We start from the raw sequence: 24,260 nt of genomic DNA on the forward strand, positions 1-24,260 counted from the left end.
CGGTGATCGAGACCCCGCGCGTCGTCATCGTCGGTGCGGGGCTGGGGGCGCTTTATGCGGCGCTGAAACTGGCACCGCATCCGGTTCTGGTGATCTCGCCCGAGAGCTTGGGCGAAGGCGCGTCGTCGGCCTGGGCGCAGGGGGGTGTGGCTGCTGCAATGGCCCCCCCCGACAGCGCCGAGGATCACGCGAAAGACACCGAAACCGCAGGGGCCGGCACCGTCGATGCCGCCATCGCGCGTCTGGTGACGAACGAGGCGCGCAATCGCATTCTCGATCTGACCGCTTTGGGCGCGCCTTTCGACCGCGATGCGCAGGGCGATTATGTGATGTCGCGCGAGGCCGCCCATTCCCGCCCCCGCGTCGTGCGGGTCAAGGGCGATCAGGCGGGCCATGAGATCATGCAGACGCTGATTGCCGCCGTGCGCGCCTGCCCCTCGGTGCAGGTGCTCGAAGGGGTGATTGCGACGCGGCTTCAGGTCCAGAATGGCACCGTCACCGGGCTTTGGGTTGAATCCGCCGCCGCCTCGACCGGCCGCGTGCTGATCCGCACCCCTGCGGTGCTGCTCGCCGGGGGCGGCTCGGGCGGGCTTTACGCCGTCACCACCAACCCGCCGCGCATCCGGGGTCAGGTGATTGGCATGGCCGCCCGGGCGGGCGCCCTGATTGCCGATGCGGAATTCGTGCAATTCCACCCGACGGCGATGGCGACGGGCGAAGACCCGGCCCCCTTGGCGACCGAGGCGCTTCGGGGTGAAGGCGCCGTCCTGCTCAATGACCGGGGCGAGCGCTTCATGCTTCCGATCCATCCCGATGCCGAACTCGCGCCGCGCGATATCGTTGCCCGCGCGGTCTATCTGGAACGGCAGGCGGGGCGGAACCCGGTTCTGGACACGCGTCAGGTGCTGGGGGCCGAGCTGCCGAAACGCTTCCCCGCCGTCGCGGAAGCCTGCTTTTCAGCCGGAATAGACCCTGTTTTGCAACCGATCCCGGTTGCCGCCGCCGCGCATTATCACATGGGCGGGATTGCCGTCGATGACCGCGGCCGATCCTCGCTGAACCGGCTCTGGGTCTGCGGCGAGGCCTCCTCGACCGGGCTGCATGGCGCCAATCGGCTGGCCTCGAACGGGCTTCTGGAAGCGCTTGTCTTCGCCCGCATCTGTGCCGAAGGCATTGCCGAAACGGTCCCCGTGACGCAGGCCGACACCGTTGCCCTGTCCTTCCCCGCGGGCGGTTCCCCGGTGGACGAAGCCGCGGTGGCCCGTCTGCGGCAGGCGATGACCGATGGCGTCGGCGTTGTCCGGGATGCCACAGGGCTGAAAGCCGCCCTGCGCATCCTTGCGGAAATCGAGGCCAAGGCCGACCGCGAGGCGCTCCGCAACATGACCGCCACCGCGACGCTGATTGCCGCCGCGGCGCTGATCCGCACCGAAAGCCGGGGCGGCCATTACCGCTCCGATTTCCCGAAAACAGACCCTGTTCAAGCCAAACGCAGCTTTCTGACCCTGACCGAAGCGCTGGACATCCGCGCCCGCGCGCTGGAGGAAGAATGACCCAACTGCCCGATTTCCTGCTGGAACCCGTGATCCGCGCCGCGCTGATGGAGGATCTCTCGCCGATGGGCGATGTCACCACCCGCGCCGTCGTGCCCGCCAGCACGCGCTATGAAGCCCGGGTGAACGCCCGCGAAGAGGGCGTCGTCTCGGGGATGCAGGTCGCCGCCCTCGCCTTTCGCCTTGTCGATCCGACGCTTGCGGTCACCACCCATGTCGCCGACGGCCATCCCTGCGGCAAGGGTCAATGCCTGATGACGATTTCGGGCGCAGCCGCCTCGATCCTGATGGGGGAACGGGTTGCGCTGAACTTCGCGGGCCGGATGACCGGCATCGCCAGCCTGACCGCCAGTTTCGTCGCGCAAACCCGCGGCACCAAAACCCGCATCACCTGCACCCGCAAGACCACCCCCGGCCTGCGCCTGATCGAGAAAACCGCGGTGGCGCATGGCGGCGGCTCGAACCACCGCTTTGGCCTCTCCGATGCGATCCTGATCAAGGACAACCATATTGCCGCCGCCGGGGGCATCCGCGCCGTGCTGGAAGCCGCCAAGGCCGCCTGCAGCCACATGATGCGCGTCGAGCTGGAGGTGGACAGCCTGGACCAGCTGGAACAGGCGCTGTCCATCGGTGGCGCCGACGTGATCTTGCTCGACAACATGGACACGCCGACCCTGCGCGAGGCGGTGGCGCTGACCCACGGCCGCGTGGTGCTGGAAGCCTCGGGCAACATGCGGCTCGACCGCATCGCCGAAGTCGCCGCGACCGGGGTTGATTACATTTCGTCGGGGGCGCTGACGCATTCGGCGCGCACCTTCGACCTTGGCCTCGATTTCTGACCGAACAGAGCCTATTTCTTCAGGTGTTCGGCGAAAATGTCGAACACCTGTTCATAGACGGCGCGCTTGAAGGGCACGATCTTTTCCACCAGTTCCGCCGGTTCCATCCAGCGCCAGACGGAAAATTCCGGGTGCTCGGTCGCGATATTCACATCGCTGTCCTGGCCCAGAAAGCGGAACAGGAACCATTTCTGCTTCTGGCCGCGATATTTGCCGCCCCAGATATTGCCGATCAGCTCCTCGGGCAGGTCATAGACCAGCCAATCCTCGGTCTTGGCGATCTTTTCCACCAGATCCGGGCGGACCCCGGTTTCCTCCTGCAGCTCGCGCAGCGCGGCTTCCTTCGGCCGTTCGCCCGCGTCGATGCCCCCTTGCGGCATCTGCCAGGCATGGCCCGGATTGTCGATGCGCTGACCGGCAAAGATCAGTCCCTTTGCGTTGATCAGCACAAGGCCGACATTCTTGCGATAGGGCAGCGCGGCAAGCTTTTCGGGGGTCATCTTGTCCTCATGTGGCAAGGGGGCCTTTCGGCCCCCGGTCCGGGATTACGGCTTGGCGGGTTTCGCCGCGGCTTTCGGATCGTCCACCGGCTCGATCGTCTGACCGGCGACGGCCAGCCCCTTGATGATGTCGATCGCATAGGCCAGCTGGAAATCCTCCAGCCGCATCTTGGCGGCTTCCTCGGCCTTGACGCGTTCTTCCTCGGCCTGCTTCTTCTCGTCCTCGGTCATCGAGTCGTTCGACAGCACGCCGCGCAGATCGGCCTCGGACCGGGTGTCCGCCGTGTCTTCCTTGTCGGTTTCGGGCGGCGCGGGCGGTTGCGGCACGACGATGTCGGGGGCAATCCCCAAAGCCTGGATCGACCGCCCCGAGGGCGTGTAATAGCGCGAGGTGGTCAGCCGCATCGCCCCCTCGTTCTGCACCGGAATGACCGTCTGCACCGAGCCCTTGCCGAAGCTTTTCGTCCCCACGACGATGGCGCGGTGATGATCCTGCAGCGCCCCGGTGACGATCTCCGACGCCGAGGCCGAGCCGCCATTGATCAGCACGACAATCGGCTTGCCCGCGGCCAGATCGCCCGGCGTGGCGTTGAACCGTTCGCTTTCCTCGGGCTTGCGGCCGCGGGTCGAAACGATCTCGCCCTTGTCAAGGAACGCATCCGAAACGGCGATCGCCTGCGTCAGCAGCCCGCCCGGGTTGTTGCGCAGATCCAGCACCACCCCGTTCAGCTTGCCGATGCCGCCCGCTTCCTCGGCCACCTTCTTCAGGCTCTCCTGCAGGTTCGGGAAGGTCTGGTCGTTGAAGGTGGTGATGCGCAGGATCGCGGTATTCGCCTCCAGCCGCCCCTTGACCGCGGTCAGCTTGATCGTGTCGCGGGTCAACGTCACGTCAAAGGGTTCGGTCTTGCCTTCGCGCACGATTTTCAGCGTCACCTCGCTGCCGACCGGACCGCGCATCTTGTCCACCGCATCATCCAGCGTCAGCCCCATCAGGCTTTCGCCATTCACATGGGTGATGAAATCGCTGGCCAGAATGCCCGCGGCGGCGGCGGGCGTGCCATCCATCGGCGAGACCACCTTGACCGCGCCGTTTTCCATCGTCACTTCGATGCCCAGACCGCCGAAAGAACCGCGCGTCTGCACCTTCATGTCGTCATATTCTTCGGCGGGCATGAAGCTGGAATGCGGATCAAGCGACGACAGCATGCCGTTGATCGCCGCTTCGATCAGCTTCTTGTCGTCCACCTGTTCGACGTAATCGGTGCGGATGCGCTTGAACACGTCGCCAAACAGATCCAGCTCCTGATAGACCGAGGCCGGTTTCGACGTCTCCTCCGCCAGAAGCGGCGCCACCTGCACCGAGAGCAACGTCCCGGCGATCGTTCCGCCCAGTGCGGCAATGACGAATTTCTTCATTTTCAGCCCTTGTTCTGGTCTTTCGTCGGGGTGAACCACGGCGCGGGGTCCACGGGCTTCTTGCCCTTCCTCAACTCGATATAAAGCGTTTCCGAGCGCGTGGCGCCACTCCCCATCTGCGCGTTTCTCAGGAAATCCTCGCCGAATTCCTGTGCCCCGGGTTCGCGCCCGCCCATCAGCCCGACCGGGGCCCCCGCGGCCAGCACGTCGCCCGTTTCACCATAGACGCTGCCCAGCCCCGCCAGAACAAGAAGATAGCCCTCTGCCGGTTCGAGGATCATCACATTTCCGTAGTCGAGCAGCGGGCCGCGATAACGGATCGTGGCGGGCCAGGGCGTCGTCACCAGCGCCGCGGGCGCCGTTGCCACCACCAGCCCCGGACGGCGGATGCCTGCCGCATCGGCTTCGTCGAACTTGCGCAGCACGGTCCCCAGAACCGGCATCGGCAGGCTGCCCTTGGCGCCTGCGAAATCCTCCATCGGGGCGCCGATATCGCCCTCGAGATCGGCCAGACCCGAGGCGAAGCCCTCCAGCGTATCGACGCTTTCGACCAGTTCGCGCAGCTCTTCGGGCTCTTCCAGATAGCGGCGCGGCAGTTTCGAGCGATCCGCCACCGCCTTCGACAGCGCCGTCCGTGCCGCCTGAACCGAGGCCAGCCCGGTTTCCAGCACCTTCTGCGCATTGCCCTGCACCGCGCGCAGCTCTTCGATCTCGATCAGATCGGCGCGCATCTTTTCCGCCTCGGCCTGCAGCGCGGGCGTCACCGCGCCCAGCATCATCCCCGACCGCGCCGTGCCCAGGGGCCCCGAGGGATGCAGCAGCAACAGCGGCCCCTCGGTGCCGCTCATCGTGCTCATCACGCCCAGAAGCCGGCCGATATCTTCGCGTTTCGCCTCGAATTTCGCGCGGATCTCGGCTTCGCGCACGGCGGCCCGGCGCAGCCCGTCGCGCAGCGCGCCAAGGCCGGTTTCATAGGCCGAAATCGTCCGCGTCAGCGCCGCCACCCGGTCGGCCTTGGTCTGGGCCGCGTCCAAAGCCTCGATCGAGGCGCGCAGATCCTCGGCGGCCTTTTGCGCCACGTCACCGGCAGGGCTGGCCAAGGCCGTCCCCGCGGAAAGCAGAAGGGCAAGGACCGCCTGACGGATCATCTGTCGATCAGCGTCTTGCCGGTCATTTCCGGCGGCACGGGCAGTTGCATCAGGTCAAGCAGCGTCGGGGCAAGGTCGGACAGCCGCCCCGGATGCAGGCTGACCCCCGCGGGGCCACCGACCAGCGCCACCGGCACCAGGTTCGTCGTATGCGCGGTGTGCGGCCCGCCCGTCACCGGGTCGATCATGGTTTCACAGTTGCCGTGATCGGCGGTGATGATCATCGCCCCCCCGGCCTTTTCGAGCGCCGCCAGCACCCGGCCCAGATCGCGGTCGATTTCCTCGCAGGCGGCAATCGCGGCGGGCAGGCTGCCGGTATGGCCGACCATGTCCGGGTTGGCATAGTTCACCACGATCAGATCATAGCCCTTCTCGATCGCGGCGACGAAGTGATCGGTGACCTCTGGGGCCGACATTTCGGGCTGCAGGTCATAGGTCGCCACCTTGGGCGATTTCGGCATGTAGCGATCCTCGCCCGCCCAAGGCGCTTCCTTGCCGCCGTTCAGGAAGAAGGTCACATGCGGGTATTTCTCGGTTTCCGCCAGATGGAACTGCGTAAGCCCCTGTTTCGAAACCCATTCGCCCAAGGTGTTGACGATATCGCGCTTCGGGTAAGCCGCCGTCATGTAGGCGTTATGGGTGATTGAATATTCGACCATCCCCAGCATCGCCGACCAGTGCGGCCGGGCCGAGACGTCAAATTCCACAAAGCCCGGCTCGCCCAGCGTGCGCAGAATTTCCCGCGCCCGGTCGGCGCGGAAGTTGAGGCAGAAGAAGCCGTCGTGATCCGCCGTGCCAGTGTAACCGGCAATCACGGTCGGCTTGATGAACTCGTCCATCTCGCCCTTGGCATAGCTTTGCGCGACGGCCTCGGCCGGAGTGGCGGCGCTGAACCCCTGCCCTTTCACCATCGCGTCAAAGGCGGTGCCGACGCGCTCCCAGCGGTTGTCCCGGTCCATCGCCCAGTAGCGGCCGATCACCGTGGCAACGCTGCAGCCCGCGGGCAGACGCGCGCACAGGTCATCGACGAACCGGGCGGCGGAATCCGGGGCGACGTCGCGGCCATCAGTGATCGCATGCAGCACGACCGGAACCCCTGCCCCGGCAATCATCTTGCAGGCCGCCAGAACGTGTTCGATATGGCCATGCACGCCGCCATCGGACACGACACCCATCAGATGCGCCCGGCCCCCGGCGGTCTTCACTTTCTCAATGAATTCAAGGATCGGCGCGTTCTGGAAAAAGCTGCCATCCTCGATCGCCAGATCGATCTGGCCCAGATCCATCGCCACCACACGCCCGGCGCCGATATTGGTATGCCCGACCTCCGAATTGCCCATCTGCCCGGTGGGCAGGCCGACATCATTGCCATGGGTGATCAGCGTCGCTTTCGGGCAGGTGGCAAAAACCCGGTCCAGGTTCGGCGTATGGGCCAGTTTCGGGGCGTTCCCCTCGGTTTCGGCGCGTTCGCCCCAGCCATCGAGAATGCACAGAACAACGGGTTTCGGACGGGTCATCGGCGCCTCCTGACGAATTTGCCCCTTCCTACGCTGCCCCGGCCGAAACGGCAAGTTCGGCGGGATCAGACCCGGTGATAGGGCGTTCCGGCCAGAATCTGCCCGGCGCGGTAAAGCTGTTCGGCCAGCATCACCCGCACCAGCATATGCGGCCAGACCATCTTGCCGAAGGACAGCGACCAGTCGGCCCGCGCCCGCAGCGCAGGGGCAATCCCGTCCGCCCCGCCGATGACGAAAGTCACATCCCGCGCCGCATCGCGCCAGCCGCCCAGCCGCGCGGCAAACTCGGGCGAGGAGATCACGTCCCCCCGCTCGTCCAGCGTCACCAGCACCGATCCGGCGGGAATCGCGCGCTCCAGCAGAACCGCCTCGGCCTCCATGCCCAGATTGCGCTTGTCCTCGACCTCAAGGATCGCGGCCGGCCCAAGACCAAAGGACCGCCCGGCCTTGCCGAAGCGGTCCAGATAATCCGTGATCAGATCCAGCTCGGGGCCCTTGCGCAGCTTGCCCACCGCGCAGATCGTGACCTTCATGCGCCGATCAGACCTTGGCGCCGGTCGGCATCCACATCTTTTCCAGCTGATAGAATTCGCGCACTTCCGGGCGGAAGACATGCACGATCACATCGGTGGCGTCGATCAGAACCCAGTCGCCCTGATCCTTGCCCTCGATCTTGCAATTGCGGCCAAAGGCTTCCTTCAGCCGCTCCATCAGCTTCTCGGCGATGGCGCCGACCTGACGCGACGACCGGCCCGAGCAGATCACCATGTGATCGGCAATCGAGGACCGACCGCGCAGGTCGATGGCGACGATGTCTTCTGCCTTGTCGTCGTCGAGGGAAGAAAGCACGAGCGCCAGCACCTGATCGCTCGTTTCGGCATCCGTGACATTCATGGTCATGGCTGCCACCGGTGCACCCGAAGCGACGGGCGCGGCATTGAGATGAGACAGGACATTGTCCTCCGAAACTCCACACGCCACTTACCCCGGGCGCCAGGTCGAAGCCAAACCTAACATCGCGGGGGCGAAATCTCAACCGATGGGCGACAGAATTGCTGAAGCCGTGGCAAAGGGTGTCACATCGCGGCCAAATTCCTTGCGTCAAGACCCGCCTTGGCCTATATCGCGGCCATGATCCGCATCTTCGACATGGACGATCGCGCCCGGCTTCGGGAACGCTTCTACGGCGAAAGCCGTTCCATCCTCGCCCGACTTTGACGTTGGCCGCGGGGGCTTCGCCCTGTCCGCCCGGCCGTTCCGGCCAAGATCTTCCTCAGCTATCCAAAGAGAGAGCCATGTCCGCTCCGAAGACCCTTTATGACAAGATCTGGGATGCCCATGTCGTCAGTGAAGACGCCGATGGCACCTGCCTGCTCTATATCGACCGCCATCTGGTCCATGAAGTGACCAGCCCCCAGGCCTTCGAGGGCCTGCGCATGACCGGTCGCAAGGTCCGCTGCCCGGAAAAGACCATCGCCGTGCCGGATCACAACGTCCCCACCACCGAGGGCCGTGAGACGCATATCGAAAACGAGGAAAGCCGCATTCAGGTCGAGGCGCTCGACAAGAACGCCAAGGAATTCGGCATCCATTATTATCCGGTGACCGATATCCGTCAGGGCATCGTGCATATCGTCGGCCCGGAACAGGGCTGGACGCTGCCGGGCATGACCGTCGTTTGCGGCGACAGCCACACCGCCACGCATGGCGCCTTTGGCGCGCTGGCGCATGGGATCGGCACGTCCGAGGTGGAACACGTTCTGGCGACGCAGACGCTGATCCAGAAGAAATCGAAGAACATGAAGGTGGAAATCACCGGCAAGCTGCGTCCGGGCGTGACCGCCAAGGATATCACGCTCGCCGTGATCGGCCTGACCGGCACCGCGGGCGGCACCGGCCATGTGATCGAATATTGCGGCGAGGCGATCCGCGCGCTGTCGATGGAAGGCCGGATGACGGTCTGCAACATGGCGATCGAGGGCGGCGCCCGTGCGGGCCTCATCGCCCCCGATGAAACCACCTTCGACTATGTGAAGGGCCGCGCCCATGCGCCGAAAGGCGCGCAGTGGGAAGCGGCGCTGAATTGGTGGAAAACGCTTTACACCGACGAAGGCGCGGTCTTCGACAAGGTCGTGACGATCCGCGGCGAGGATATCGAGCCCGTCGTCACCTGGGGCACCAGCCCCGAGGACGTGCTGCCGATCTCGGCCGTGGTGCCCGCGCCCGAGGATTTCACCGGCGGCAAGGTCGAGGCGGTCAAGCGCTCGCTCGACTACATGGGTCTGACCCCCGGCCAGAAACTGACCGATATCGCGATCGACACCGTCTTCATCGGGTCCTGCACCAACGGCCGCATCGAAGACCTGCGCGCCGCGGCCAATATCCTCAAGGGCAAGAAGATCAAGCCGGGGATGCGGGCGATGGTGGTTCCGGGTTCGGGCCTTGTGCGGCATCAGGCGGAAGAAGAGGGCATCGCCCAGATCTTCATCGACGCCGGCTTTGAATGGCGTCTGGCGGGCTGCTCGATGTGCCTTGCGATGAACCCCGACCAGCTTGGCGAATACGAACGCTGCGCCTCGACCTCGAACCGCAATTTCGAGGGCCGTCAGGGCTACAAGGGCCGCACCCATCTGGTCAGCCCGGAAATGGCCGCCGCCGCCGCGCTGACCGGCCACCTGACCGATGTCCGTGAAATGATCTGAGGGGGCAAAGCCATGAAAAAGTTTGAAAAGTTCACCGGCATCGCCGCCCCCATGCCGCTTGTCAACATCGACACCGACATGATCATCCCGAAAGGGTTCCTGAAAACGATCAAGCGCACCGGCCTGGGCGTGCATGCCTTCGACGAGATGCGCTATGACCGCGCGGGCAATGAAATCCCGGATTTCGTGCTCAACAAGCCGCAATACCGCAAGACGGAAATCCTGATCGCGGGCGACAATTTCGGCTGCGGCTCCTCGCGCGAACATGCGCCCTGGGCCTTGGCCGATTTCGGCATCAAGGTGATCGTCTCGACCTCGTTTGCGGATATCTTCTTCAACAACTCGTTCAAGAACGGGATGCTGCCGATCGTGCTGCCCGCCGAACAGGTCGAGCTGCTGATGAAGGATGCCGAGCGCGGCGAGAATGCCCGGATGACGGTGGATCTGGAAGCGCAGGAAATCACCACCTCGGATGGTCAGGTGATCAAGTTCGAGGTCGACGCCTTCAAGAAGCACTGCCTGCTGAACGGGCTTGATGACATCGGGCTGACGCTGGAAAAGGCCGCCGCGATCGACGGATTCGAGAAACAATCGGCGCAGGCCCGCCCTTGGGTCTAGGCCCGATAGTGGGGGCCAACCCCTTGAAACACAAGATGAAGGGCCGCCCACCGGGCGGCCTTACTTTTGTGCCGAAATTGATGCAATCACGCACCAGTTTTTCCCACAAATCGTCGGAATGAAGCCGCAACACTTAACCGTTGGTTGCCAGGATTCAGGAAGTGGGGCAAATTCATGGCAAGAATGAGGCGGTTCGCCACAATCGGCGGCAATGACTGGCACGGCACCGGCAAAGCATCGGGGCTGGCAAGGACAAAGGGCAGAATCGTGGTGGCACGTTATCTGGGCGCATTGGTGCGGGCCGTTCTGGTGATCGCGGCCATTGCCATGCCCTCGCTCATCCTGCCCTCGGTCAGCGATGACACGCGGCAGATCGTGGCGCTGGTGGGCATCTTCGCCGCCGCGCTGACCTTTTTCGAATATGCCTCGGTCTATCCGGGGCTGATCGAATTCCGCGATGCGCCGCCCTTCAACCGCATCCGCTATGCCTCGCTCGTGGCGACGGTTGGGTTGCTTTCCATGGTGGTGCTGGCCCGGACCGAGCCCTCGACCCTGACGCTGTTCGTCGATGTGCTGGGGTCTGCGATGGCGCGCTCGATCGACCTGCCCTATTCGCCGGTCCGGCTTCTGGTGCTGATGCTGCCTGAAAACGCCTCGGCCGAGCAGATCGAGATCGTCCGCACCGCAGGAGGCATCGCCTATATGACCTCCTTGATCACGCTGGGCTATTTCGTCGTGGTGATCCGCGCGCTGGGCTGGCCGAGTTCGGGGCAGGGGTTCAACGTCTGGGTCAACCTGCCCACCTTCGATCCGACCGCGGGCGGCGATGTGGTCGAGCGTCTGCGCCGCGACGCCTGGTTCAACATTGCGCTGGGCTTCCTTTTGCCCTTCCTTATCCCGGCGGTGATCAAGGCGATTTCGGCAGGCTTTTCGCCGGTGACGCTGGACGCGCCGCATACCATGATCTGGACGGTGACAGCATGGGCCTTCCTTCCCGCCAGCCTGTTCATGCGCGGCATCGCGATGGGCCGGGTGGCCAGCATGATCGAGGAAAAACGCCGCGTCTCGGGCTTGGCGGACTTGCATCCGGCCTGATCGCCCTTTGCCTCGGTCTTCCCGCCGCAGCCGAGACGCTGCGGCTGGCGACCTTTTCCCCCGGCCTGTCGCGCCAAGGTCCCGGGCTGGTGCTGGCGGCGTTGCAAAAGGGCGAAGATCCGCAGATCAAGGCTGCCGTCGCGCTGATCGCCGAAGCGAATGCCGATGTGCTGCTGTTGACCGATCTGGACTGGGATTATCGGTCCGAGGCGCTGGGCGCCCTGCAGGAACGGCTGGCGGGGCAGGGGGTTGATTACCCGTTTGCCTTCGCGCCCCAGCCCAATACCGGGATCGACACCGGCTTCGACATCGACGGCAACGGCCGCCTGTCCGAGCCCCGCGATGCGCAGGGCTATGGGCAGTTCACCGGCCAGCACGGCATGGCGCTGCTGTCGAAATGGCCGATCCTGACCGATCAGGCGCGGGATTTCTCGGGGTTCCTGTGGCGGGATCTGCCCGGATCGCAACTGCCGCAGGCGCGCTTGCCGAAGGGCGCCGAGACGGTGCAGCGGCTTGCCGCGACCGCGCATTGGGATGTGCCGATCGACACCGGGGCAGGGGCCCTGCATCTGTGGGCCTATGGCGCGACGACGCCGGTCTTTGACGGCCCCGAGGATCGCAACGGCCGTCGCAACAGTGACGAAACCACCTTCTGGCGGCACTATCTGAACGGCGCTCTGCCGCAACAGCCGACGGCGCCTTTCGTGATCCTGGGTCTTGCGAACCTTGACCCCGACCGCGGCGAGGGCCAGCGCGACAGCCTGCGCCGCCTGCTTGCCGATCCGCGCGTGCAGGACCCGCATCCGAGCGCCCCCGATGCGCCCGCGGGCCATCCGCTGGCCACCGCCGATTTCGGGGGCACCATCGGCCCGCTGCGGGTGGATTACATCCTGCCCGCCGCCGGGCTGAAGCTGCACGCGGCGGGCACGCTGGGCGATCCGCGGGCCTCCAGACACCGTCTTGTGTGGGTCGATCTGGCGCTGCCGTAAGACCCCGCGCTTGACCCCGCCCCGGCCCTCGGCTAGGCCGCTTGCAACCCTTGTTCCATTGGAGAAAACGATGGCCAACCCTTCCCTTCTCATCCTCGCCGGTGACGGCATCGGCCCCGAAGTCATGGCCGAAGTGAAAAAGATCATTTCGTGGTATGGCGACAAGCGCGGGCTGACCTTCGACGTCAGCGAGGATCTGGTCGGCGGGGCCGCCTATGACGTGCATGGCGTGCCGCTGGCCGATGCCACGATGGCGAAGGCGCAGGAAGTGGATGCGGTGCTGCTCGGCGCCGTCGGCGGGCCGAAATACGACGTGCTCGATTTCTCGGTGAAGCCGGAGCGTGGCCTGCTGCGTCTGCGCAAGGAAATGGACCTTTACGCCAACCTGCGTCCCGCGCAGTGCTTCGACGCGCTGGCCGATTTCTCCTCGCTGAAAAAGGATGTCGTCGCCGGTCTCGACATCATGATCGTGCGCGAACTGACCTCGGGCGTCTATTTCGGCACGCCGCGCGGCATCACCACGCAGCCCGATGGCTCGCGCGTGGGCATCAACACGCAGGTCTACACCACCGAGGAAATCCGCCGCGTCGCCCGCTCGGCCTTTGAACTGGCGCGGCGTCGGAACAACAAGGTCTGCTCGATGGAGAAGGCCAATGTGATGGAATCGGGCATCCTGTGGCGCGAGGAAGTGCAATGGGTGCATGACAACGAATATCCGGACGTGGAACTGAGCCACATGTATGCCGACAATGGCGCCATGCAGCTGGTCCGCCGCCCGAAGCAATTCGACGTGATCGTCACCGACAACCTCTTTGGCGACGTGCTGTCGGACTGCGCCGCGATGCTGACCGGCAGCTTGGGCATGCTGCCCTCGGCCAGCCTTGGCGCGCCGATGGCCAATGGCCGTCCGAAAGCGATGTATGAGCCCGTGCACGGCTCGGCGCCCGATATCGCGGGGCAGGGCAAGGCGAACCCGATCGCCTGCATCCTCTCCTTCGCGATGGCGCTGCGCTACAGCTTCGATCAGGGCGACGAGGCCACGCGCCTTGAAAAGGCGATCGAGAAAGTGCTGGCCGACGGCGTCCGCACCGCCGATCTGATGGGCCCCGAGGGTGGCCAGCCGGTTTCGACCAGCGAGATGGGCGACAAGATCCTTGCGGCGCTGAACGCCAGCCTCTGAGCTTGGGACCAGACGACAGGACGGCGCGGGGGGAATCTCCCCGCGCCGTTTTCATTGCCACCGCTTGCATCCGCGACACTTCGGCGCGATTGTCAGCGGTAACGGAGGACATCCATGCATTCGGGAAAGCAGAACGCGAAAGGGGCCGGTCTGGGGCTTCTGTCGATGGCGATCTATGCCACGCATGACGCGGTGGTGAAGCAGCTGGGCTATACCTATTCCGCGGTGCAGATCATCTTCTTTGCCGCGCTGCTGTCCTTTCCGCTTCTGACGGTGATCCTGCTGCGCGATCCGCGTGCGGGCAGCCTGCGCCCGGTGCGGCCGTTCTGGGTGATCCTGCGTGCGGTCGCCACCGTCGCCACCTCGGTCAGCGCCTTTTACGCCTTTGCGCATCTGCCGCTGGCGCAGGTCTATCCGCTGTTGTTCGCCATGCCGCTTTTGCTGACGATCATGGCGATTCCGATCCTGGGCGAGCGCGTCGGCTGGCATCGCTGGGCGGCGGTCATCGTCGGGCTGATCGGCGTCCTCATCGTCGTTCGCCCTGGTCAGGCCGAGCTTGGCCTCGGGCATTTGGCCGCAGTCTTCGCGGCCTTCTGCGGCGCGCTTGCCTCGGTGATCGTGCGCAAGATCGGCAACGAGGAACGTTCGGTCGTGCTGCTGCTCTCGCCGCTTCTGGGCAACTTCCTGGCCATGGGGGTGGCGCTGCCCTTCGTCTGGGTGCCCTTGCAACTGCCCGACCTTGGCCTGATGGCGGTGGTGGCGCTGTTCGGCCTTGTGGCGGCCTTTCTGTCCATCCTGGCCTATCGTCTGGGCGAGGCGGTGATCGTGGCCCCCATGCAATATTCGCAGATCCTTTGGGCGGTGTTCTTCGGCTGGGTGCTGTTTCACGAGCCGGTCGATGCCGCGACGCTGCTGGGCGCAGCGGTGGTGATCGTCTCGGGGCTTTACATCGTCTGGCGCGAAAGCACGGCCGACGTGTCGCAAAATACCCCGGTGCTGCAGACGCGCGGGCGCACGGAAACCGTGACCACGCCGCGGGCCTCGATCCTGCAGCGGGTGCTGAATCCGGGCCTGCGCAGATAGTTGCAAGAATACCCCTTGCAAATGCCGCCGGGGTTGGGTAACTCCCGCCCCACACGGTCGGAGCGTAGCGCAGCCTGGTAGCGCACCTGCTTCGGGAGCAGGGGGTCGGAGGTTCGAATCCTCTCGCTCCGACCATGTGAAATCCCCGAAATCCTGAAAACGCAAAGCGCATCCGGGCCGGAGTGCAGCTGTTTGCTGTCTGGTATGTCACCCTGCGCCCCGGGGGGCCGGCTGCGGCAGATGCCTCAAGCCGATGCGAGATGAAAAACCGCCCCGATGTGGCGCGGGGCCTCGGGGCGGTGACAAGCCGGTTTCGGACAGGGCGGTTGCGCCGCCTTCGGTTCAGGGTGCGGGGCTGTAGTATTCCGCCCCCGCACATCCGTCTTTGGATTTGCAGCCGCAACAGGCCGCCTGTTCCATCTCCACCCGCAACCGACCCTTGCGCACCAGCCGACCGGCCATGTCGCGCATCGCCTCGGGCGAGGAGCCGAAATGCAGGCTCAGATCGCGCAGGCTGACCTTGCCGGCCTGCGCCACATAATCCTGAATGTCTTGCAGGGCCATCGTCGTCTCCTATGCCGGCATCGCCCCGGCGCGGTCCGCGCGGTTTGCCCAGAATCGCAGCCCCGCGAACATCGCCGCCGAGATCAGCGCCAGACCCACCAGCCAGACCGCCGAAGATCCGGGATGCGCGGTGAACCGCGCCGCCTGATAGACCCCCGTGCCCAGAATCCAGCCCACCGCGGTGGCCCAGCTGGCCACGAAGACGGTCCAGCCCATCCCCGCTTCCCGCACCATCGCCGCCAGCGCCGCGGTGCAGGGGAAGTAAAGCAGGATGAACAGCAGATAGGCATAGGCCCCGGCGGCGCCGTCAAAGCGGGCCAGCATCGCCTGACCGGTGGGGGTCTCGTTCGCGCCGGCCTGCGCCGCGATCTCGCCCAGGCCCAGCGGGTCGGCCCAGTTCGCGATCGCATCGCCCAGGTTCGCGGGCACGGTCGCCACGGCCTCGCCAAGTGCTGCGGTCAGGCTGAAGGGCGCCTCTTCCTCGGCCGCGACCTCTTCGCCCGAGGCTTGTGCCGCGGCGGCGGCATCGGCCTTGCCCGCCTCGGCGTAAAGCGCATCCAGCGTGCCGACGACGGCCTCTTTCGCCAGAATGCCGGTGAAGACACCGACGGCGGCGGGCCAGTTTTCCTCACTCATGCCCATCGGCGCGAAAATCGGCGTGATCGAGCGGCCGATTTCGCTCAGCACCGAATTGCGGCTGTCGGCATTGCCGAAGCTGCCATCCGTGCCCATCGAGTTCAGCACGTTGAGCACCATCACCATCGGCACGATGATTTTCGTCGCCTGGGTCACGAAATTGCGGGTCTTTTCCCAGGTGCGGATCACCACGCCCTTCAGCGTCGGCACGTGATAGGGCGGCAGTTCCATCACGAAAGGCGTGACGGGGCCCGACAGCAGCGTCGATTTCATCACCAGACCCGAGAGGATCGCCACCGCGATCCCGGCCATGTAAAGGCTGAACACGATCAGCCCGCCATGCGCCGGGAAGAACACCGCCGCGAACAGCGCATAGACCGGCAGACGGGCGCCGCAGGACATGAAGGGCGCCATCAGGATCGTCATCAGCCGGTCGCGGTGGCGCTCGATCGTGCGGGCGGCCATGACGGCGGGCACGTTGCAGCCGAAACCGACGATCAGCGGCACGAAGGCCTTTCCGGGCAGGCCGATGGCCCGCATCGCCCGGTCCATCACAAAGGCCGCCCGTGCCATGTAGCCCGAATCCTCCAGCGTCGAGAGGAAGAGGAACAGGAAGACCACGACCGGAATGAAGGTCGCGACCGTCTGCACCCCGCCGCCAAGGCCGGTGGCGATGACCTCGCGCAGCCAGTCGGGGCTGCCGATGGCCGTCAGCAGGTTGCCAAGGGCATCGACAAAGATCGCCCCCGCGGCAATGTCGAAAAAGTCGATGAAGGCGCCGCCGATGTCGATGGTGAACAGGAACATCAGATACATCAGCAAAAGAAAGATCGGCACGCCGAAGAGGCGGTTCAGCACCACCCGGTCGATCCGGTCCGAGGTGGTCTCCGACACCCGGCGCTGGTCGCGGATCGTGGCCGCCATCACCGTGCCGATGAAGCCATAACGGGCATCGGCCAGAACGATGTCGATATCCTCGCCCAGCTTGTCGACCAGATCCTTGCGCGCCAGGGCCAGCGCGGACCGCAGCGCCGGATCGGGGGTTTCGCCCAGAAGACTGTCGCTTTCCAGCAGCGACAGCGCCGCCCAGTCGGGCTCCACCCCGCGCGCCACCGCCAGCGGCTCGACCAGCGGGCGCAGCGCCGTCACCGCCGCCTGCACCGCCGCCCCATGAAACGAGGCGCGTTTCGGCTGCACGATTTCATGCCCGAGCGCCGCCAGCGCGGATTTCAGCGCGCCGACGCCCCGGCCCTCGGCTGCCACCACCCCGAAGACCGGGCAGCCCAGCCGCTCCGACAGCGCCGCCAGATCCAGCTTCAGCCCGCGGGCCTCGGCAATGTCGATCATGTTGACCGCCAGCAGCACCGGAACCTTCATCTCCAGAAGCTGCGTGGTCAGGTAAAGGTTGCGCTCCAGGTTCGAGGCATCGACGATGTTGAGCACCACATCGGCTTCCCGCGCCGCAACGAAATCGCGGGCGATCTGTTCGTCCAGCGACAGATCGCCCTCGGCGGCGTCCAGCGAATAGGTGCCCGGCAGGTCGATCAGCTCGACCTCGGTGCCGTCCTGGCGGAACCGGCCCGACTTGCGTTCAACGGTGACGCCGGGCCAGTTGCCGACCTGTTGCCGGGCGCCGGTCAGCGCGTTGAACAAGGTGGTCTTGCCGCAGTTCGGGTTGCCGACGGTGCCGACGATCAGTTTCTTCATTGCGCATCCTCCGCCAGCATTTCCACTTCCAGCGCATCGGCCTCGGCCTTGCGCAACGTCAGCCGAAAGCCGCGCAGGGCGATTTCCACGGGGTCGCCCATCGGCGCCACCCGCTGCACGGTGAATTCGGCGCCGGGGGTCAGGCCCATCGACAAAAGCTTTGCCCGGTAGCCCCCCGCGCCGCCCGCCAGACGCAGCACCCGGCCGCGGGCCCCGATTTTCATGTCCTTGAGCTGCACCGTCATTCTCCGTCCTCCGGCCGCGCCACGACCACCATGATTTTCTGCGCCACGCCGCGCCCGATGCCGAAACGGCTGTCGCCGACGCCCAGCACCACATGGCTGCCCTCGCTCTGGATCAGCCGGATCACCCGGCCGGGACCGATTCCCATCGCCAGCATCCGCGCCGCGAAATCGGCGCAGCCGGTCAGACGCCGCACCTCCAGCGCCACCCCGAGGGGCGCCAAAGCCAGGGGAAGGGCCTTCAGATCGGGGTGAAAGGGCATGTTCATCCAGCGGCCTCGCTTAATCTGACAACAGAAGTCAAGAATTGCGCTATTCCTGATAAATTTAGTATTGGTCAAAAGCGCGCAGCCGTCAAAGCCCCAGGAGGGCCGGGCGCGAAGAACGTGCCAAGTCTGGGTTCGCAGCCGCCGGGGCCTTTGCGGTCCGGGCCGGAGGGGGTCCGCCTGCGGTCACAGGACCTGCGCCGCCGCCCAGGCCGAAGACCAGGCCCATTGGAAGTTGTAACCGCCAAGCCAGCCGGTCACATCGACGACCTCGCCGATGAAATGCAGCCCCGGCACCGCTTTCGCCTCCAGCGTCTTCGCGTCCAGCGCCTCGGTTGCCACGCCGCCCACCGTCACCTCGGCGGTGCGATAGCCTTCCGACCCCACGGGGCGCACCTGCCAAGCCTGCACCTGCGCCGCCAGCTGCGCCAGCGCCCGGTTGCCGTGATCGGCCAGCCGCCCCGACAGACCCGATTGCGCCACCGCCAGCGCCGCCAGCCTGTCGGGCAAAAGCCGCCCAAGCGCGGTCTGCAGTGCGATCCGCCCGGTCCCGGCCCGGATCGCGGCCAGTTCGGCGGCGATGTCGCGCCCGGGGGCAAGGTCGATCGTCAGCGCCTCGCCCTCGCGCCAGTAGCTGGAGATCTGCAGGATCGCCGGGCCGGACAGGCCGCGATGGGTGAACAGCAGATCCTCTGTCAGGCTGCGCTTGCCCAGGCTTACCCGCGCGGGCAGGGCGATCCCCGCCAGCGGCGCGGTGCGCGCCAGATCCTGCTCGGCGAAGGTCAGCGGCACCAGGCCGGGGCGGGTCTCGGTCACCCGCAGCCCGAAGCTTTCGGCGATGCGATAGCCCAGCCCCGAGGCCCCGATCTTCGGGATCGACTTGCCCCCCGTCGCCACCACCACCCGGGGCGCGCGCAGCAGACCCTCTGCGGTCACCACCTCGAATCCCTCTGCCGTCTGCCGCACCGTCTCGATGGCGCAGCCCAGCCGCAACTCGCCGCCCGCGCGCAGCTCGCCAAGCAGCAGATCGACCAGCTGCCCGGCCTTGCCGTCGAAGAACAGCTGGCCAAGGTGCTTTTCATGCCAGGCGATGCCCGCGGCATCAATGCGGGCGATGAAGTCGGCGGGGGTGAAGCGGCTCAGCGCCGACAGTGCGAAACGGGGGTTTTCGGACAGGAACCGCTCGGGCGCGTTCTGGCGGGTCAGGTCGCGGTTGGTGAAGTTGCACCGCCCCCCGCCCGAGATGCGGATCTTTTCGCCCGGTCTTTGGGCATGGTCGAGCACGGCGATGCGCCGCCCGCGGCGGGTGGCTTCGGCGGCACAGAAGAGCCCGGCGGCCCCGGCCCCGAGGATGATGGCGTCGTAATGGGTCATGCCGGAGGCTTTGCCCCGCTGCGGACAAAACCGCAACGGATTTCGCACATTTTCCTCTTGCGCGGCTCCGCACCCTTGGCTAAACAGCGCGGCACAGCGTTGGGGTATCGCCAAGTGGTAAGGCAGCGGTTTTTGGTACCGCCATTCCTAGGTTCGAATCCTAGTACCCCAGCCATTTTACCTTATAAGCACTGAACACGGTCCCCTGCAGGTCCAGATCCCTGATCGCCGCGCCGTTGAATCTGCTGGTCTATGGAACGGGCGTCAAGTTTCTGGCCATCTCGGCGAAGCCTTGCGCCGACCGGTTCAGTCGTCGCTCTGCCCCGACCCTGGAACGGCAACACCGCGTCGGGCGCGGCGCGCGGGGGCGATGAAGCGCAACGGGTCGACGGGAAGGGACATGCGTTTCTCCTTGGACAACCGATCCGGGCGGGAACCTTGCCCGGTTTGGCGCGCGCGGACAATCCTTGTTCCGAAAAGGGAAGCCTCACATAGTCCGGATCACCCGAAAGCGGCTCCTTGCCGCGCGCAATTCGCGGGTTTGCAAAGACCCGCCCGAGCAGATTGTGGCGGGCGACGGTCTTGCAATGCCGATGAATCAATCATATGATTGAGTCATGGACGAGCACTCTCCACCCCAGCACTATCTGCGCAAGAAGACGCGGCGCGAGATGATCGCGGCGGCGGCCATCGCGCTGATCCTGGAAAAGGGCGCCGCCGCGCTGCGCACCCGCGACGTGGCCGCGCGCGTCGGCATCAACATCTCGACGCTGCATTTCCATGTGGCGACGAAATCCGACCTGCTGCGGCTGGTGGCAGAAACCGTGCGCGCGGCCTTTGAGGCGCTGCTGCCCCCCCTGCCGGACCCGACCCAGTCTGCGCAGGATCAGCTGCGCGCCGAGGTGCAGGCCTATCATGACAGCCTGCGTGATCGCCCCGAACTGGCCGCCTGTTTCGCGCAGCTCGCGCAGATCGCCCCCTCCGAGCCCGAGATCGGGGCGCTGATCGAGGATTTCACCCGCGGCTGGTGTGCCCGCTATGCCGAGATTCTGACGCTTGGCCGGGCTCAGGGCGTCTTCCGCGCCGATCTCGTGCCACTGCCGGCGGCGCTGATGATCACCGGGGCACTGACCGCCTTTGGGCCGCGCGGACCCGGGGGGTTGGCGCTGTTCTGGCCGGTCTTCACCGAAATCGAACACGGGCTGCTGGCCCGACCCAGGGGAGACAGGCGATGAAATTTTCCGACATGGCCGAGCGGCAGATCCTGAAGGCGCAGGCCGAGGGGCAGTTCGAGAACCTGCGCGGCGCGGGCAAACCGCTCGATATGGAGAATGACGCGGGCAGTTCCGATGCCATCGGCTTTCGCATCATGGCCGAGGCGGGGGCCCTGCCGCGCGAGATCGAGCTGCGCAAGGCGGTCGAGGCGCAAACCGCACGACTGCGCGCGGCAACAACAGAAGAGGACCGCCGCCGCGAGGCCAGGGTTCTTGCCGATCTGCAGCTGCGCCTCGACATCGAGGCCGAGGCGCGGCGGCGGTTTTATGGCCGCTGAACGGTTGGAGCCCGCTGCGGTCAAGATCGCTGCGCGCGGCCTCAGGTCTCGGCCGCCTCGGCGTCCAGCCGTGCCCGCAGCGTCGACAGAACCCGCTGTGCCGCCGCCAGATCCTCGGCCGCGATCCCCTCGGCCAAGGCGTTCGCCTGCGGATCATAAAGCGCCAGCGCCGCCGCAGAGGTCGCCGCCCCCGCCTCGGTCAACACCACCAGCTGCGCGCGTTTGTGATGCGGGTTGGGGGCAAACCGCACCAGCCCCGCTTGCGCCAGATCGTTGACGATACGTTGCACATTCTGCCGACTCGACCCCAGATCGCGGGCCAGCCAGGCGACCGGCTGCGGGCGTTCGGCCGCCGCCACCGCGCCCAGCACCTGCCAGCGCGCCGAGGTCAGGCCCAAAGGCGCCACCAGCCGATCCCCCCAGCCAAGGATCAGGTTGTTCACCCGAAAGAGATCCAGAATCAGCGTCGTCAGGGACTCGCCTGCCGGGCTGCGCGGCTGCCTGTGCATTCGTCAACAGCCTTTCATTTTGACAATATAATGTCAATTGGGGTTCCTGTTGACGATACCGCAGCCCCGCGCTGCCTTCAAGCCAAGGAGATCCCGATGACCAAATCCCTTCACCCGATTGCCGGTCTGCTGGCACTGGCCACCATCGCCAGTTTCTGGAGCGCCACCGTGATTGCCGAGCTTTTCGGCTCCTCCGCCACCATCGCCACGGTCAAGACCGCGGTTCTGTGGGGCTTTCTGATCCTGATCCCGGCCCTTGCGGCGACCGGGGCCAGCGGATTTGCGCTGGCGCGGGGGGCCACGGGCGGGGTGATCGGGGTCAAACGCAGGCGCATGCCGATCATCGCCGCCAACGGTCTTCTGGTTCTGGTGCCCTCGGCCATCTTTCTTGCCATGCGGGCGCGGGCGGGAGATTTCGGCCCGGGTTTTGCGCTGGTGCAGGCGATCGAGCTGATCGCGGGGGCGCTCAACCTTTGGCTTCTGGGATTGAACCTGCGCGACGGACGCCGGATGACGGCCGCGCGGCGCGCCGCGGGCCACCGATGACATCGCGCCATGCGGGGTCAGCCCGGTTTCGGCCTTGAAGGCGCGGGCGGAACGCAGAGAGGCGGTGAGGTTTGCCAGATCGCCAAATGCGGGGCTTGCGCGATCGGGACCCGCCGGGGCCCTGGCCGCGAGATCCCGATGATGCCCCGGACAGGCACCCCTCGCCAGCCCGGGGCGGCGCGATCATCGGGATTGAGCCGCCTTGCCCGCGCCGCTATGAACGGGGTGAAACGGGTCGGATCGGAACAGAACATGGAAGTCGTCGCGGACAGGATCGGCAAAGCCGCCATCATGGCAGCCATCAGCAGCCGGGAAGAAGAAGACCTGATCAAGGAACAGATCCTTGCCCATCCGACCTGGAAGGTGGGGATCACCTATGTCACCGGGCGGCGCTCGGAGATCGAGAAGGGCTTCGTCAAGTCGATCGTCGCCTGTGCGCTCAATGGCGGGGTGATCCACAACCGCCCGGGCGAGGTGCATGGGGTGATCCATGCGGGGCTTGAATGCCTGCAGGGCGTCTCGGCGACCGTGGTGGCCGAATCGAATCTCAAGCTCAAGGTGGCGCTGGTCTCGGACGGGCATTGGGTCGCGGTTGCCGCGCATGGCGAATCGGCCTTTCACCCGACGACGAACCACGAGCGCATCGGCTTCGGAGTGATGCATATCTAGCTTTCCGTGGCTGCATGGCGGGGGGTGTGCGGCCGCAATCGCCTGCGGCCGTTGACGAAATCGCGAGCGGCACACCGCGGGCCCCCCGGCCCGCCGCGCTGTTGCAAACCCCCCAAGAATTTCCGCAACTATCTGTTTTCATGCTGAATAAATGCAAATATGCGACATGGCGTCGCGGCGTTTCGGCCTTTTTGAAACGCCTTCTGGACAAGCGGAACCGGCAGGCGTAACGATGGCGCCAAGCTTCGGATCACGATCCATCACAACGGCGTGAGACGGGGCTGCCCGCAAGGGCCGTGATCCCGTGATGAGCCGTGCTGCCCCTGTGGGGCGAAGGGACGGCTGACGAACCCAAAGCGCCGCGTGAGCAAGTGACATCGGTGTGGCGCATGTCTGACGGTCTCCCCGACCAGATGTAATCCCTGCATTGGCCGTGGAACGCCTGGCGTTCACGAAGCGCCGCGCTGCCGTCAGTTGCGCGGGACGAAACCCATGAAATACGCGTTGCGCAGGCCGCTGGACTGGTTCAGCGATATCGCCCTGTCTCCGCAAACCAGCGCCTGGTCGATCGGATCGGCTTTCCTGACCGGGGCGCTTCTGGAAATCTCCACCCACCCGAAACCCGGTCTGGTCACGCCGCGCTCGAACGGCGCGCACCGGGACATGAACCTGCAGACCTTCATGGTCTCCTCGGCGGTGATTGCCCCCTGCCTTTATCAATGTGCCGAAGCGGGGCTGGATCATTCCGGCCCGGCCTGGGCGCTTCTGCCCCGCGTTCGGGCGATCGGCGCGGTTTATGAAGCCCGCCTTCTGGCTGCGACGCGCGGCGTCAACACCCAGCGCGGGCTGCTGTTCTCGGCGGGCGTGCTGTCGGCCGCGGCGGGGCTGGTCGCCCGCAAGGAGGCACTGACCGAGACGGCGCTTTTCGACACCGCCGCGGCGATGGTCGCCGGCATCTGTGACCGCGAGTTGCGCGCCGGACTGGACCAGGACCCGGTCACCGCGGGCGAGAAACTCTTTCGCCAATACGGCGTTCTGGGCATCCGCGGCGAGGCTGAGGCGGGCTATCCGACCGTGCGCAGCCACGGCCTGCCCGCCCTGCGCGCGGCCCGTGCAAGCGGCGCGACGCTGGCCACCGCCCTCACCCATACGCTGATCGCGCTGATGGCCGAGACCGAGGACACCACCGTGCTGTGGCGCGGCGGTCCCGAGGCGCTGGCCTTCATGCACACCAAGGCCCGCAAGATCCTGGCCCTTGGCGGCGCGCTGACCGGCGACGGGCTGGCGGCGATCCACGCGCTCGAGGCGCGGTTCATCGCACGACACATCAGCCCCGGCGGCGCTGCCGATCTTCTGGCCGTGACCCTTGGCGTCGATGCGCTTTCGGGGGGCGAGCTGCCCCCGATCTTCCCCGCGGAGGCCAAGCCCTTCGCCCCCTGCAACCCCTGAGGCCACCATGCACATCATCACCTATGCCGCCTTCAGTTACCTGATCACCGCGGTGATCTCCTTTGCCGTGATCGGCGTGATCGTCGGCATCGCGAAACTCCTCTCC

26 protein-coding genes and 2 tRNA genes are annotated in these 24,260 nt (G+C 65.9%); 16 read left to right on the top strand and 12 right to left on the bottom strand.

Annotation, left to right across the window (positions count from 1 at the left end; translation table 11 throughout):
* The first annotated feature begins 2 nt into the window (after window positions 1-2).
* On the top strand, window positions 3-1,553 hold the full coding sequence (locus ACTTAG_RS00365; RefSeq protein ID WP_444465283.1) for an L-aspartate oxidase: 1,551 nt from the start codon (window positions 3-5) through the stop codon (window positions 1,551-1,553).
* Window positions 1,550-2,392 (top strand): carboxylating nicotinate-nucleotide diphosphorylase, encoded by an 843-nt coding sequence (nadC, locus tag ACTTAG_RS00370; protein WP_444463672.1) that lies wholly within the window; start codon window positions 1,550-1,552, stop codon window positions 2,390-2,392. Before ACTTAG_RS00365 ends, nadC begins: the two co-directional genes overlap by 4 nt.
* Window positions 2,393-2,403: 11 nt before the next feature.
* Here the strand turns inward: nadC and ACTTAG_RS00375 are convergent, their stop codons facing one another.
* The 6 genes from ACTTAG_RS00375 to rsfS all read right to left on the bottom strand — a co-directional run bounded on the left by ACTTAG_RS00375 (window position 2,404) and on the right by rsfS (window position 7,867).
* Window positions 2,404-2,892 (bottom strand): RNA pyrophosphohydrolase, encoded by a 489-nt coding sequence (locus tag ACTTAG_RS00375; protein ID WP_444463673.1) that lies wholly within the window; start codon window positions 2,890-2,892, stop codon window positions 2,404-2,406.
* Window positions 2,893-2,937: 45 nt separating this feature from the next.
* On the bottom strand, window positions 2,938-4,308 hold the full coding sequence (locus tag ACTTAG_RS00380; protein WP_444463674.1) for a S41 family peptidase: 1,371 nt from the start codon (window positions 4,306-4,308) through the stop codon (window positions 2,938-2,940).
* A gap of 2 nt (window positions 4,309-4,310) precedes the next feature.
* Window positions 4,311-5,456, bottom strand: coding sequence for a murein hydrolase activator EnvC family protein (locus tag ACTTAG_RS00385; RefSeq protein WP_444463675.1), 1,146 nt, complete (start codon window positions 5,454-5,456; stop codon window positions 4,311-4,313).
* Window positions 5,453-6,973 carry a 2,3-bisphosphoglycerate-independent phosphoglycerate mutase gene (gene gpmI, locus ACTTAG_RS00390; RefSeq protein WP_444463676.1) on the bottom strand — a complete coding sequence of 507 codons (1,521 nt, stop codon included), beginning with the start codon at window positions 6,971-6,973 and terminating at the stop codon, window positions 5,453-5,455. The genes ACTTAG_RS00385 and gpmI overlap by 4 nt, the downstream gene beginning before the upstream one ends.
* A gap of 65 nt (window positions 6,974-7,038) precedes the next feature.
* Window positions 7,039-7,506, bottom strand: coding sequence for a 23S rRNA (pseudouridine(1915)-N(3))-methyltransferase RlmH (rlmH, locus tag ACTTAG_RS00395; RefSeq protein ID WP_444463677.1), 468 nt, complete (start codon window positions 7,504-7,506; stop codon window positions 7,039-7,041).
* 7 nt (window positions 7,507-7,513) lie between these two features.
* Window positions 7,514-7,867: a ribosome silencing factor gene (rsfS, locus tag ACTTAG_RS00400; RefSeq protein ID WP_444465284.1), complete on the bottom strand. Its 354-nt coding sequence runs from the start codon at window positions 7,865-7,867 to the stop codon at window positions 7,514-7,516.
* Window positions 7,868-8,086: 219 nt separating this feature from the next.
* On the opposite strand from rsfS, the gene ACTTAG_RS00405 reads away from it, so the two are divergent.
* The 8 genes from ACTTAG_RS00405 to ACTTAG_RS00440 all read left to right on the top strand — a co-directional run bounded on the left by ACTTAG_RS00405 (window position 8,087) and on the right by ACTTAG_RS00440 (window position 14,775).
* Window positions 8,087-8,191: a hypothetical protein gene (locus tag ACTTAG_RS00405; protein ID WP_013065827.1), complete on the top strand. Its 105-nt coding sequence runs from the start codon at window positions 8,087-8,089 to the stop codon at window positions 8,189-8,191.
* Window positions 8,192-8,268: 77 nt separating this feature from the next.
* Complete coding sequence (leuC, locus tag ACTTAG_RS00410; protein ID WP_444463678.1) at window positions 8,269-9,675, top strand: 3-isopropylmalate dehydratase large subunit; 1,407 nt, start codon at window positions 8,269-8,271, stop codon at window positions 9,673-9,675.
* 12 nt (window positions 9,676-9,687) lie between these two features.
* On the top strand, window positions 9,688-10,293 hold the full coding sequence (gene leuD / locus ACTTAG_RS00415) for a 3-isopropylmalate dehydratase small subunit (protein WP_444463679.1): 606 nt from the start codon (window positions 9,688-9,690) through the stop codon (window positions 10,291-10,293).
* Between the two features lie 267 nt (window positions 10,294-10,560).
* Window positions 10,561-11,388, top strand: a complete 828-nt coding sequence (locus tag ACTTAG_RS00420) for a hypothetical protein (protein ID WP_444463680.1) — start codon at window positions 10,561-10,563, stop codon at window positions 11,386-11,388.
* On the top strand, window positions 11,274-12,377 hold the full coding sequence (locus ACTTAG_RS00425; protein WP_444463681.1) for an endonuclease/exonuclease/phosphatase family protein: 1,104 nt from the start codon (window positions 11,274-11,276) through the stop codon (window positions 12,375-12,377). Before ACTTAG_RS00420 ends, ACTTAG_RS00425 begins: the two co-directional genes overlap by 115 nt.
* A gap of 70 nt (window positions 12,378-12,447) precedes the next feature.
* A complete protein-coding gene (leuB, locus tag ACTTAG_RS00430) occupies window positions 12,448-13,557 on the top strand; it encodes a 3-isopropylmalate dehydrogenase (RefSeq protein WP_444463682.1) in 1,110 nt (369 codons plus the stop codon).
* Between the two features lie 114 nt (window positions 13,558-13,671).
* On the top strand, window positions 13,672-14,640 hold the full coding sequence (locus ACTTAG_RS00435) for a DMT family transporter (protein WP_444463683.1): 969 nt from the start codon (window positions 13,672-13,674) through the stop codon (window positions 14,638-14,640).
* 58 nt (window positions 14,641-14,698) lie between these two features.
* Window positions 14,699-14,775 (top strand) — tRNA-Pro (locus ACTTAG_RS00440).
* Window positions 14,776-14,982: 207 nt separating this feature from the next.
* On the opposite strand, the gene ACTTAG_RS00445 is transcribed toward ACTTAG_RS00440, so the two are convergent.
* The 5 genes from ACTTAG_RS00445 to ACTTAG_RS00465 all read right to left on the bottom strand — a co-directional run bounded on the left by ACTTAG_RS00445 (window position 14,983) and on the right by ACTTAG_RS00465 (window position 19,429).
* Complete coding sequence (locus tag ACTTAG_RS00445) at window positions 14,983-15,204, bottom strand: FeoC-like transcriptional regulator (protein ID WP_444463684.1); 222 nt, start codon at window positions 15,202-15,204, stop codon at window positions 14,983-14,985.
* Window positions 15,205-15,213: 9 nt separating this feature from the next.
* Window positions 15,214-17,547 carry a Fe(2+) transporter permease subunit FeoB gene (feoB, locus tag ACTTAG_RS00450; protein ID WP_444463685.1) on the bottom strand — a complete coding sequence of 778 codons (2,334 nt, stop codon included), beginning with the start codon at window positions 17,545-17,547 and terminating at the stop codon, window positions 15,214-15,216.
* A complete protein-coding gene (locus ACTTAG_RS00455) occupies window positions 17,544-17,792 on the bottom strand; it encodes a FeoA family protein (protein WP_444463686.1) in 249 nt (82 codons plus the stop codon). Before ACTTAG_RS00455 ends, feoB begins: the two co-directional genes overlap by 4 nt.
* Window positions 17,789-18,058: a FeoA family protein gene (locus ACTTAG_RS00460; protein ID WP_444463687.1), complete on the bottom strand. Its 270-nt coding sequence runs from the start codon at window positions 18,056-18,058 to the stop codon at window positions 17,789-17,791. The genes ACTTAG_RS00455 and ACTTAG_RS00460 overlap by 4 nt, the downstream gene beginning before the upstream one ends.
* Before the next feature lie 183 nt (window positions 18,059-18,241).
* A complete protein-coding gene (locus ACTTAG_RS00465; protein WP_444463688.1) occupies window positions 18,242-19,429 on the bottom strand; it encodes an NAD(P)/FAD-dependent oxidoreductase in 1,188 nt (395 codons plus the stop codon).
* Window positions 19,430-19,529: 100 nt separating this feature from the next.
* On the opposite strand from ACTTAG_RS00465, the gene ACTTAG_RS00470 reads away from it, so the two are divergent.
* From ACTTAG_RS00470 to ACTTAG_RS00480, 3 genes are all read left to right on the top strand, one after another.
* A tRNA-Gln gene (locus ACTTAG_RS00470) sits at window positions 19,530-19,604 on the top strand.
* A gap of 442 nt (window positions 19,605-20,046) precedes the next feature.
* Window positions 20,047-20,664: a TetR/AcrR family transcriptional regulator gene (locus tag ACTTAG_RS00475; RefSeq protein WP_444463689.1), complete on the top strand. Its 618-nt coding sequence runs from the start codon at window positions 20,047-20,049 to the stop codon at window positions 20,662-20,664.
* Window positions 20,661-20,981: a J-domain-containing protein gene (locus ACTTAG_RS00480; protein ID WP_444463690.1), complete on the top strand. Its 321-nt coding sequence runs from the start codon at window positions 20,661-20,663 to the stop codon at window positions 20,979-20,981. The genes ACTTAG_RS00475 and ACTTAG_RS00480 overlap by 4 nt, the downstream gene beginning before the upstream one ends.
* A 41-nt stretch (window positions 20,982-21,022) precedes the next feature.
* Here ACTTAG_RS00480 and ACTTAG_RS00485 read toward each other — a convergent pair whose 3' ends face one another.
* Complete coding sequence (locus tag ACTTAG_RS00485) at window positions 21,023-21,490, bottom strand: MarR family winged helix-turn-helix transcriptional regulator (protein ID WP_444463691.1); 468 nt, start codon at window positions 21,488-21,490, stop codon at window positions 21,023-21,025.
* Between the two features lie 96 nt (window positions 21,491-21,586).
* Here ACTTAG_RS00485 and ACTTAG_RS00490 point away from each other — a divergent pair, with 96 nt between their 5' ends.
* The 3 genes from ACTTAG_RS00490 (at window position 21,587) to mdcB (ending at window position 24,154) form a co-directional block, all read left to right on the top strand.
* Window positions 21,587-22,036 (top strand): hypothetical protein, encoded by a 450-nt coding sequence (locus ACTTAG_RS00490; protein ID WP_444463692.1) that lies wholly within the window; start codon window positions 21,587-21,589, stop codon window positions 22,034-22,036.
* A 252-nt stretch (window positions 22,037-22,288) separates the two neighbouring features.
* Entirely contained in the window at window positions 22,289-22,705 is a 417-nt protein-coding gene (locus tag ACTTAG_RS00495; RefSeq protein WP_444463693.1) for a HutP family protein, read from the top strand.
* Window positions 22,706-23,197: 492 nt separating this feature from the next.
* On the top strand, window positions 23,198-24,154 hold the full coding sequence (gene mdcB, locus ACTTAG_RS00500) for a triphosphoribosyl-dephospho-CoA synthase MdcB (RefSeq protein WP_444463694.1): 957 nt from the start codon (window positions 23,198-23,200) through the stop codon (window positions 24,152-24,154).
* Window positions 24,155-24,260: the final 106 nt, after the last annotated feature.

This window comes from Rhodobacter capsulatus (assembly GCF_052363185.1).
In the GTDB taxonomy this organism is placed as follows: domain Bacteria; phylum Pseudomonadota; class Alphaproteobacteria; order Rhodobacterales; family Rhodobacteraceae; genus Rhodobacter; species Rhodobacter capsulatus_E.